The following is a 9,939-nucleotide window of genomic DNA, read 5'->3' as shown; positions in this document are numbered from 1 at the left end:
CGGTCGGCCACCCGCCCGTCGGCGTTCCCGGACCCGTGCGTGCGGCACCCGTCACGCGAGCAACCAGGGTCCGTGCCACCCTGCAGGGACCAGTCGAGCAGAGCGCTGGCCACCGACTACCCACCCCTGGGGTTGCGATGGATGACAAGCTCAAGCTTGCGGGAATACTCCTTGGCGGATATCTCCTGGGCAGGACCAAGAAGCTGAAGACCGCCGTGCTCCTCAGCGCGGCCGTCGCGGGCAACCGCCTGCGCGACGAGTCGGCGCGCGGGGCGCTGCTGGACGGCCTGGGTGGGCTGCGAGACTTCGCCTCCTCGCCCGAGGTCAAGCGGCTGACCGGCGACATGGCCGGCCGGCTCGTCGACGCCGGGAAGGTCGCCGCGCTCGCGGCGGTGACCAGCCGGGTCGACGACCTCACCTCCCGGCTCGAGGCCGGCGGCCGGCGCGGGAAGGACGACGAGGCCGCCGACGAGGCGGACGAGGTCGACGAGGAGGCGCCGGAGGACGAGGCCGCTCCCGAGGAGGACCAGGCCGAGGACCAGGCCGAGGACCAGGCCGAGGACGAGGCCGCTCCGGAGGAGGACCGGGCCGACGACGAGGCCGACGAGGGTGCCGACGAGGCTGACGAGCCCGACGAGGAGCCCGAGGAAGAGCCCGAGGAGGAGCCCGAGGAGAAGAAGGCGCCGCCTCGGCGGCGCAAGACCTCCACCTCCGGCCAGGGCGGCACGTCGGGCGCGAAGTCGTCCGGCTCGGGCTCCACGCGCACGCGCTCCGCGTCGTCGGGAAGCCGGTCGTCGAGCTCCGCGTCGTCGGGCACGAAGTCGTCCGGCTCACGGTCGTCCGGCACGAAGTCGTCCGGCACGAAGTCGTCCGGCTCGCGGTCGTCGGGCTCGCGGTCGTCGGGCACGAAGTCGTCCGGCTCGCGGTCGTCCGGCTCGCGATCCTCGCGCACGTCGTCCTGAACCCGAGCGGACTGGAGAGAGTCATGAGCGAGAGTGCCAAGTCCCCCACGTCCGACGGCGTCGGCGGCCTCAAGGAGTCCGTCGGCGGCCTCGCGCGGGCGTTCGGGGACCGCGCGGTCAGCACCGTCAGCGACAAGCTCGGCTCGGTCACGGACCGGCTGACCGACTACGCGCAGAACCCGGGCGGCTCCGCGGTCGCCGAGGGCGCCAAGACCCTCGCCGAGGGCGGGTCGCCCCTCAAGGCGGGCGCGAAGTCCGCGATGACGGCGGTGAAGGACAAGGTGTCCGGCATCTTCGGCGGCGGAGGCGACGACGGCGGCGGCAGCGGGGGCGGCCACCGGTTCATCAACATCGTCGAGGCGATCGACGTCGGCGCGCCGATCGACGTCGTGTACGACGCCTGGACGGAGTACGACAGCTGGCCCGACTTCATGAAGAAGGTCGAGAAGGCGCAGCTCGACGAGGACGAGGGCACCGTCTCCTTCGAGGGCAAGGTGTTCTGGTCGAACCGTCGCTGGGAGGCGACGATCGTCGACCAGATCGCGACCCGGCGGGTCGTGTGGGACTCGACCGGCGACAAGGGGACGCTCAGCGGCGCGGTGACGTTCCACCCGCTGGCGGACGACCTGACCCGCATCGTCGTCGTCGTGGAGTACCGCCCGCGCGGCTTCATGGAGAAGGTCGCCAACGTGTGGCGTCCCGTGGGGCGCCGGCTGCGGCTGGAGCTCAAGTTCTTCGTCCACCACGTCATGACCGACGTCGTGCTCCACCCGGACGACCTCGAGGGCTACCGGGCGGAGATCCAGGACGAGGAGATCGTCCGCTCGCACGAGGACGTCGTCGCCGAGCAGGAGGAGGGCGAGGCGGAAGGCGAGGAGGGCGAGGAGAACGAGGACGAGGGCGAAGGACCCGAGGACGAGGCACCCGAGGAGGAGCCCGAGGAAGAGCGCAAGCCGCAGGCCAGGCGGCGGCGGTCCCGCTGAGACTGCTCCGCACCGACCTGACCGAGCACGCAGCGAGGAGGAACCATGAGTGAGGTCGCAACCCGCCGCTCGGGCGGCTACCTGGACCGCCCGCAGTCGTCGTCGCTGGCCGACGTCGTCAACATCATCCTCGACAAGGGGCTGGTGATCGACGCGTTCGTCCGGGTGTCCGTCGTCGGGATCGAGCTGATCACGATCGACGCCCGCATCGTCATCGCCAGCGTCGACACCTACCTGCGCTTCGCCGAGGCCACGAACCGCCTCGACCTGGAGCAGACCGGGGGCCGCGAGCTGCCCGAGCTGATCGACGACATCTCGGAGAGCGGGTCCAAGGGCAAGACCAAGGGCATGGTCTCCGGTGCCAAGGAGGCGCTGACCGGGGGCAAGGACGACAACGGCGACGACGGCGAGGACGACCGGAAGCCGCAGCGGTCGCGCCGCCGGACCAGCCGCCAGGAGGCCTCGTGACGGTGCGGACCGAGGAAGTGCCCGTGGTGGCCACGCACGACCTGTACCTGTACGGGCTGGTCCTGGGCGACGCCCGCCTGCCGTCGGGCCTGACCGGGATCGCCGGCGGGCCCGTGCGTTCCGAGCCGCTGGGGAGCCTGCGGGCGGTCGTCTCGGACGCCCCGTCCGACCGCGAGGTGGGGTTGCCGGACGACGTCCGCGACCACGCCCGCGTGCTCGACGCGGTCGCGGGGGCCGTCCCCGTGCTCCCCGTGCAGTTCGGCACGCTGGCGACGGCCGGCGGGCTCGAGGAGGCGGTGCCCGCCGACCGGCAGGACCGGCGCGCCGCGGACCTGCGCGCCCTCGAGGGCGCGGTCCAGCTGACGGTCTCGGCGCGGTACCGCGAGGAGGCCGTGCTGGCGGAGCTCGTGGCCGAGGACGCCGAGATCCGTCACCTGCGCGAGCGGACCCGGGGGCGGGACGAGATGGCCACCTACGACGAGCGGATCCGGCTCGGCGAGCTGGTCGTCGCCGGGTTCGACGCCCGGCGTCCGGGCGACGCCGCGCTGCTCGCCCGCACCGTGGCGCCCTTCGCCCGCGCCACGAGCGATCACGAGGTGACGCGGACGGGCGACGTGGCGGAGCTCGCGCTGCTGGTGCGTCGCGAGGACGTGGAGCCGCTCGAGGACGCCCTGGAGACGCTCGCCGCGCAGGTCGCCGACCGCATGGTCGTGCGCCTCGTGGGGCCGCAGGCGGCGTACGACTTCGCCGAGGAGGTGTGAGCCGTGGGTCTGCTGACCGCCCTCGTCACCCTGCCCCTCGCCCCGGTGCGCGGCGTCGTGTGGGTGGCCGAGCAGGTCCGCTCCGAGGCCGAGCGCGAGCTGTACGACCCCGGCACGATCCGGCGGCAGCTCGACGAGGTCGCCCGCGCCCGGGAGGAGGGCACGATCGACGACGCCGAGGCCGACGCGACCGAGCGCGAGCTGGTCGCCCGACTGATGGAGTCGAGCCGACGACGCCGAGGAGGTGGAGCATGAGCCCGGCACGCAATGCACAGGCGCACGACGCCCCGGCGCGGCGCCGCCGACCGCCCGCGACGCACGAGCAGGAGGATGCCCCGCAGGAGCAGTCCGCGGACGAGGCGCCCGACGACGAGGCAGCAGAGGACGAGCCCGAGGGCGACGAGCCCCCGGACGACGAGCCCGAAGCCGACGAACCCCCGGACGACGAACCCGAAGCCGACGAACCCCCGGACGACGAACCCGAAGCCGACGAACCCCCGGACGACGAACCCGAAGCCGAGGAACCCCCGGACGAGCCCGAGGGCGACGAACCCCCGCCGTCCGGCGGGCTGGACGCGCAGGGGGCGGCCCGGCGCGCCGTCCGGCACCTGCGCGAGCTCTCGCACCACCGCCCGGAAGGGGTGGTGGGCATCGACCGCGACGACGAGGGCTGGACGGTGACGGTCGAGGTCCTGGAGGACGCGCACGTGCCCAGCACGTCGGACGTCCTCGCGGAGTACGAGGTGCGCCTCGACGCCGACGGCGGGCTGCGGGGCGTGACCCGCGGGCGCCGGTACGTCCGCGGGCGCACGGAACGATGACCGTCGCGGCGAGCAGACGGCACGAGGAGAACCTGACGTCCCGAGGAGGGAGCGACGCAGCATGACGGTGGTCCCCGGCTCAGGCGGCCCGATGGAACCGCAGCGCGCACGTGAGGGCACGCTCATGCAGGTGGTCGAGACGCTGCTCGACAAGGGCCTGGTGGTCAACGCCGACATCATGGTGTCGGTGGCGGGCGTGGAGCTGCTGGGCATCCGGATCCGCGCGGCGCTCGCGTCGTTCGACACCGCGGCCCGGTACGGCCTGGAGTTCCCGGCCGGCACGGACCGGGACACGGTGGCGTGGCAGCAGGCGATCGAGCCGAAGGAGACGTGCCCGAGCTGCGGCAAGACCGCGCCGACGAAGCAGCTGCTCGAGGAGTACTGCCCGTGGTGCGGGTGGCAGAGCGCGCTCGCGCAGCGCGGCGACGCCGCGCCGTCGGAGGTCGAGGGCGGGGACGGACGATGACGGACACGCTCGCCCGCGCGACCCCGCCGCTCGCCGAGCGCACGGAGGGCTCGCCCGCGCTGCAGCCGACCCGCGACCTGCACGCCACGCTGCCCGACCTGCTGGACGCGTTGCTGAACAGGGGCGTGTACCTCGACCTCGACCTCATCATCACGGTGGCGGACATCCCGCTGATCGGGGTGAACCTCCGTGCGGCGGTCGCGGGCATCGAGACCATGCTCGAGCACGGGATGATGCGGGGCTGGGACGAGCAGACCCGCGCCTGGGTGCGGCAGTCCCTCGCGCGGCACGTGCCGTTGGAGCCGGACGAGGAGGTCGTGGCCCGCATGGCGGGCGGTCACCGCCAGGACGAGCCCGCGACCGTCTGGCGCCCCGGCACGGTGTACCTCACGACGCGGCGCCTGTTCGTCTGGCGCGCGGACCCGCGCGAGGTGCTGTGGCAGACCGCGCTGGACGACGTCACCGAGGTCGAGGTCCGGACCGAGCTCGCCGTCGGCGGCGAGGAGCGCGAGCGCCTGGCCGTCACGACGCCCGCCGGCACCACGCTGCTGACCGCGGCGGCACCGGACCGGCTCGCGGCGCTGCTGCGCAGCGGCCCGGGCGGCGCCGGCACCCCCGCGCGCCCTCCCGCGGGCCACCAGGCCCCGGTCTGGTACCGCGAGGAGCGCGCGGGCCCGTCGGTCTGGCGGGGCGGGACCGGCACCCTCGGCCCGGGCGGGCTGACCTGGCAGGGGGTCGGCGACGCGCGGCCCGCCGTCCGGCTCCGCGAGGTCCGTGACGTCCGGGCGCGGACCGGGCGCGCCCCTGTGGGCCGGCAGGTGCTGCTGGTCACCGGTGACACGGGCACCGTGCGGCTGGCCACCCGCGACGCCGCGTGGGCGCGCGCGCTCGCCGCATCCGTCCACGCTCCCCGAGGAGGCGACGCATGACCCTGACGATCGACGAGCACAGCCTGAAGAACGGCGTCCTCACCCTGGTGGTGACGCTGGTCGAGGTGATCCAGGAGGCCCTGGAGGGCCAGGCGCTCCGCCGCCTCGAGGGCGGCGAGCTCACCGAGGAGGAGCAGGAACGTCTGGGCCAGGCCCTGCTCGACCTCGACGACGCGCTCGAGTCCATCAAGGCCGACCACGGCCTCACCGCCTCGGTCGCCGACCTGCGCCAGGGGCTCGACGACGTCGTGGACGACGTCGTCGACAAGCTCGTGAACCCTTCGCGCTGGGCCGACGACGAGGCCGGGAGCGCGCCGCGGGGGCGCGCATGACCGCCGGGACGGACGCCGCGCCCGCGCCCGAGGGGCGGGGCACAGGGCCGACCGAGGGCCTGTACGTGTACGCGGTGACCCGCGGCGCCCCGGACGAGCTCGGCGCGGGCATCGACGGGGCGCCGCTGGAGCGGGTCACGGCCCACGGGCTGACGGCCGTCGTGCACCGGCACGGCGCCACGCCGTACTCCGGCCCGGACGACGACGTGCGTCGGTGGGTGGTGGAGCACAGCGACGTCGTGGACCGGCTGTGGCAGGCCGCGGGCGCGGTGCTGCCGATGAGCTTCAACGTGATCGTCGCGGGAACCGGCGACGAGCCCGCCCCCGCGCGGCTCGCCGCCTGGCTCGCCGAGCACGCCGAGCGGCTGGACGGACGGCTGGACCAGCTCGCCGGCCGCGGCGAGCTGCAGGTGGAGATCGGGATCGACCAGCACGAGGCGGGGGCGGGCGACGCCCGCCTCGACGCGCTGCGCGCCGAGCTCGAGTCGCGGCCGCCCGGCGTCCGGCGTCTGCTGACAAAGCGCCTGGAGCAGCTCGAGCGCGAGGTGACGGACGCCCTCGCCGACGAGCTCTACCCCGACCTCCGGCGCCGCCTCGCCACGACGGCCGAGGAGGTGACGGAGACGCGCCGCGCGCACCCGCCCGCCGGCGTCGTGCCCGTGCTGGCGGTGGCCCTCCTGGTGCCGCTGGACGGCGTGGACCGCGTGGGGCACGAGCTCGCGCGCATCCGCGACGAGCAGCCCGCGGCCCGCATCCGCTTCGTCGGGCCCTGGCCACCCTTCTCCTTCGCCGAGGTCCCCCCGTCGCCCCAGGACGCGGCACGGGACGGCGGCCGGGCTCAGGCCGGCGCGTAGCGCCGCACCACGCGGCTCACGGTCGCCCTCGACACCTCGACGCGCTCCGCGATCTCGCGCTGGCTCAGGCCCTCGGCGGCCAGCTCGACGATCTGCCGGTCGCGGTCGGTCGCGGGCTGGTCGTCGTCGCTCGACCCGTGCGCCGTGAGGAACGCCGACCGCTCCGCGAGCGCGCCGCCCAGGGCCGGGTCGAGCGACGGGTCGGACTGCCGGAGCAGGTCGAAGACCTCGACCCGGCGCGTATGTCCCGTCTCCGGCAGCGGCTCGCGCGTGCCCGGCAGGCCCGCCTCCGCGGCGACGGTGACCGGCGCGGGCTCCTCCGAGGCGCGTCCCTCCGGCGCGCGGTCCTGCGGCGCGGGCTCGACGGGCTCGGCGACGGCTGCGGCGCGACCTGCGGCCCCGCCCGAGGGGTCGGACCCCAGGTCCTCGTCGAGGTCGTCGAACCAGGCCTGTGCCGCCGCGTCCGCCGGGTCGTCGCGCCCGTCCCCGGCCTCCGCGGCCGGCGCGTCCACGACCGGCGTCGCGCCCGTGAGCGCCGCCTGGAGGTCGTCGGCGAAGGCGTCCGCTGCGGCGTCCTCGACCGCCGTCGGGGCGGCGACCAGCGCGACCGGTGAGGCCGCGGGCGTCGGCAGTGCGCGCGGGCCCGCGGGGGCCGCCCCGCGGGCGACGCCGCGCTCCACGGAGCTCGCGCCGATGAGGTCGAGGCGGTTGCCGTGCCGCTCGGCGGCCTCGAGCCGCTCCACCCAGACCTGCATCCGCCGCTCGAAGTCCTCGACCGTGAGCAGCTTGAGCGCCGCGTCGCGCGCGGCGCGCTGGCGGTTGTGCGCCGTGCGGACCTTGCGCATGCCGCGCGGCGTGCCGCCGCTGTCGAGGCGGGCGTCGCGCCACAGCTCGAGGGCCGTGACGTACTGGTGCACGCGGTGCTCGCGCCGCCGCTCGTCGAGGGTGTGCCCCGTGACAAGGTGCCGCTCGCCCACCAGCGCGAGGTGCCACATGAGGGCGGCGACCAGCGGCGGCACGAACCGGAACGCGACCATGTACGGCGTGCTCGCGTCCGGCACGGCGATCTCATGCAGCGCCGCGAACATGCCGGACGTGCCCGACAGGATCCACGTGAGCGTGAGGAGCACGCCGTACGGCCGCCCCTCGAGGGCGGCGTTGCGCGCCATGAGGGCGACGGCGACGAGGCTGACCTCGAGGAACCCGGCCAGCGCGTACGCCTCGGCCGGGGACATGCCCGCCACCTCCAGCCCGAACAGCACCATGCCGCTGTAGGCCAGGGCGGTCGCGATGGTCGCGGCGACGACGACCGCGACCATCGGCAGGTGCCGCCCGCGGTAGCGCACCGTGCGCCGGGCGGGGCCCGGGGTGTCGGTCGTCGGGTCGTGCTGGGTCACGTCGTTCCTCCGGGATTCGCTGATCTGCGACTGTCAGACCTGCGCATATACCAGCATTCGGACGTTCCAGGCGTCAACGACACAGCGGGTGAACCCGTCAACCCTTGACCGCTCCCCCGAGCCCGGCGCCGCGCAGGAACAGCCGCTGGAAGACCAGGAACATCGCCACCGGCAGCACGGTCGAGATCGCCAGGGCGGCGAGGAAGACGCCCAGCTCGGTGGACGCCTCGATCGCCGGCAGCCGCACGGACAGCGGCTGGATCGCCGGGTCCTTGAGCACCAGCAGCGGCCACAGGAAGTCCTTCCACGCCGCGATGACGGCGAACACGGACACGACCCCGAGGATCGGCTTCGACATCGGCAGGACGACCGACCAGAACAGGCGGTACGGCCCCGCGCCGTCGACCCGCGCGGCCTCGAACACCTCGCGCGGCAGGTTGTCGAAGAACCGCTGCACCAGCAGCACGTTGAACGCGCTCGCGCCGGCCGGGAGCCACACGGCCCAGAAGCTGTCGACCAGCGACCGGCCCAGCAGCGGCGGGTCGAGGATCGTCAGGTACAGCGGCACGAGCAGCACGACGGCGGGCACGAACATCGTCGACAGGACGAGCGCCTGCACCACCCTGCCGTACCGCGGCCGCAGCACCGACAGCGCGTAGCCGCCCGTCGTCGCGACCACGAGCTGCACCGCCCACGACCCGAGCGCGAGCCAGACCGTGTTCATGAAGTAGCGGCTGACCTGGACGTCGTTCCAGGCGCGCTCGAGGTTCTCCCACGCGATGCCGTGCGGGAAGACCGCCATCGGCGTGCGCAGGATGTCCTGCGTCGGGGTGACGGCGTACTTCGCCAGCAGCAGCATCGGGCCGAGGCCGACGACGACGAGCAGCACGAGCAGCAGCACGTGCGTGCCGCCCATCCCCCAGCGGACCGCGGGACGGCGCCAGTCGGGCGCGGACAGCGCGCCGCGGTCGCCGTCATCGGACGGGGTGGCGGCGCGACGGCGCACGGCGCGCGCGGGCACGGGCACGGGACGTGCGATGGGCGAGAGCGTCATGACGTGCTCCAGGACCGGGTGAGCCGGAAGTAGAGGACGGAGAAGACCGCGAGGACGGCCGCGAGCATGAGCGACAGCGCGGTCGCGGCGCCGTAGTCGCCGCCGAGGCTGTTCTGGAACGCGTACCGGTAGATGAGCAGCAGCACGGTCACGGTGGCGTTGTTCGGCCCGCCGCCGGTGAACAGGTACGGCTCGAGGAACACCTGTGCCGTGCCGATGACCTGCAGGATCAGGGTGATGAACAGGACGCCGCGCAGCTGCGGCAGCGTGACGTGCCAGATCTTGCGCCACAGCCCGGCGCCGTCCACCTCGGAGGCGTCGTACAGCTCGGCGGGCACGCTCGTGAGGGCCGCCAGGTAGATGATCACCGTGCCGCCCGCGCCGGCCCAGGTGGCGGCGAGCACGAGGGAGGGCATCGCCCACGACGCGTCCTGCAGCCACGGGTACGGGCCGAGCCCCACCCAGCCGAGGATCGTGTTGAACACGCCGGTCGGGCCGCCCTTGTAGAAGAACTTCCACAGCAGGACGGCGACGACGGGCGGCACCACGACCGGCAGGTACGCGAGCGCCGAGTACAGGCCGCGGGCGCGGCGCACCTCGCGCATGAGCACCGCGGCGATCAGCGGCACGGGGTAGCCGAACAGCAGCGCGAGGAACGCGAAGTACAGCGTGTTGCGCACGGCCTTCCACAGCAGGGGGTCGGCCAGGACGTGCCGGAAGTTGTCCAGCCCGACGAACGTCGGGTCGGTGACGAGGTTCGTCTCCTGCACGCTCATGACGACGGCGCGCACGATCGGGAACCACGAGAAGACGCCGAAGATGACCAGCAGCGGCAGCAGGAAGACGAGGCTGTGCAGCCCGCCGCCGCGCAGCCAGGTGGTCGGGCCCCGGCGCGGGCGGCCGGTGCCGGCC

13 protein-coding genes are annotated in these 9,939 nt (G+C 74.3%); 10 read left to right on the top strand and 3 right to left on the bottom strand.

Annotated features, from left to right (window positions below; translation table 11 throughout):
* Nucleotides 1–137: 137 nt before the first annotated feature.
* The 10 genes from ACFUVW_RS16565 to ACFUVW_RS16520 all read left to right on the top strand — a co-directional run bounded on the left by ACFUVW_RS16565 (nt 138) and on the right by ACFUVW_RS16520 (nt 6,576).
* Nucleotides 138–962: a hypothetical protein gene (locus tag ACFUVW_RS16565; RefSeq protein WP_430572418.1), complete on the top strand. Its 825-nt coding sequence runs from the start codon at nt 138–140 to the stop codon at nt 960–962.
* Between the two features lie 23 nt (nt 963–985).
* Complete coding sequence (locus tag ACFUVW_RS16560) at nt 986–1,945, top strand: SRPBCC family protein (RefSeq protein ID WP_430572417.1); 960 nt, start codon at nt 986–988, stop codon at nt 1,943–1,945.
* 45 nt (nt 1,946–1,990) lie between these two features.
* Complete coding sequence (gvpJ, locus tag ACFUVW_RS16555) at nt 1,991–2,413, top strand: gas vesicle protein GvpJ (RefSeq protein WP_430572416.1); 423 nt, start codon at nt 1,991–1,993, stop codon at nt 2,411–2,413.
* Nucleotides 2,410–3,174, top strand: coding sequence for a GvpL/GvpF family gas vesicle protein (locus ACFUVW_RS16550; protein WP_430572415.1), 765 nt, complete (start codon nt 2,410–2,412; stop codon nt 3,172–3,174). The genes gvpJ (ACFUVW_RS16555) and ACFUVW_RS16550 overlap by 4 nt, the downstream gene beginning before the upstream one ends.
* A 3-nt stretch (nt 3,175–3,177) precedes the next feature.
* Complete coding sequence (locus ACFUVW_RS16545) at nt 3,178–3,429, top strand: gas vesicle protein GvpG (RefSeq protein WP_430572414.1); 252 nt, start codon at nt 3,178–3,180, stop codon at nt 3,427–3,429.
* Complete coding sequence (gene gvpO, locus ACFUVW_RS16540) at nt 3,426–3,995, top strand: gas vesicle protein GvpO (RefSeq protein ID WP_430572413.1); 570 nt, start codon at nt 3,426–3,428, stop codon at nt 3,993–3,995. Before ACFUVW_RS16545 ends, gvpO begins: the two co-directional genes overlap by 4 nt.
* Before the next feature lie 91 nt (nt 3,996–4,086).
* Complete coding sequence (locus tag ACFUVW_RS16535) at nt 4,087–4,461, top strand: gas vesicle protein (protein ID WP_430572412.1); 375 nt, start codon at nt 4,087–4,089, stop codon at nt 4,459–4,461.
* On the top strand, nt 4,458–5,390 hold the full coding sequence (gvpJ, locus tag ACFUVW_RS16530; protein ID WP_430572411.1) for a gas vesicle protein GvpJ: 933 nt from the start codon (nt 4,458–4,460) through the stop codon (nt 5,388–5,390). Before ACFUVW_RS16535 ends, gvpJ (ACFUVW_RS16530) begins: the two co-directional genes overlap by 4 nt.
* A complete protein-coding gene (gene gvpK / locus ACFUVW_RS16525; protein ID WP_430572410.1) occupies nt 5,387–5,722 on the top strand; it encodes a gas vesicle protein GvpK in 336 nt (111 codons plus the stop codon). Before gvpJ (ACFUVW_RS16530) ends, gvpK begins: the two co-directional genes overlap by 4 nt.
* Nucleotides 5,719–6,576 carry a GvpL/GvpF family gas vesicle protein gene (locus ACFUVW_RS16520; protein ID WP_430572409.1) on the top strand — a complete coding sequence of 286 codons (858 nt, stop codon included), beginning with the start codon at nt 5,719–5,721 and terminating at the stop codon, nt 6,574–6,576. Before gvpK ends, ACFUVW_RS16520 begins: the two co-directional genes overlap by 4 nt.
* Here the strand turns inward: ACFUVW_RS16520 and ACFUVW_RS16515 are convergent.
* The 3 genes from ACFUVW_RS16515 to ACFUVW_RS16505 form a co-directional block, all read right to left on the bottom strand.
* A complete protein-coding gene (locus ACFUVW_RS16515; protein ID WP_430572408.1) occupies nt 6,561–7,973 on the bottom strand; it encodes a helix-turn-helix domain-containing protein in 1,413 nt (470 codons plus the stop codon). The genes ACFUVW_RS16520 and ACFUVW_RS16515 overlap by 16 nt on opposite strands.
* Nucleotides 7,974–8,070: 97 nt before the next feature.
* On the bottom strand, nt 8,071–9,027 hold the full coding sequence (locus tag ACFUVW_RS16510) for a carbohydrate ABC transporter permease (RefSeq protein WP_430572407.1): 957 nt from the start codon (nt 9,025–9,027) through the stop codon (nt 8,071–8,073).
* Nucleotides 9,024–9,939, bottom strand: a 916-nt coding sequence (locus tag ACFUVW_RS16505) for a carbohydrate ABC transporter permease (protein WP_430572406.1), incomplete at its 5' end; no start/stop codon positions are given. The genes ACFUVW_RS16505 and ACFUVW_RS16510, both read right to left, overlap by 4 nt.

Origin of the sequence: Isoptericola sp. NPDC057391 (assembly GCF_042668085.1) — a bacterium.
In the GTDB taxonomy this organism is placed as follows: domain Bacteria; phylum Actinomycetota; class Actinomycetes; order Actinomycetales; family Cellulomonadaceae; genus Isoptericola.
The sequence above is the reverse complement of the archived record's forward strand: the minus strand, read 5'-3'. Positions and strand labels throughout refer to the sequence as shown.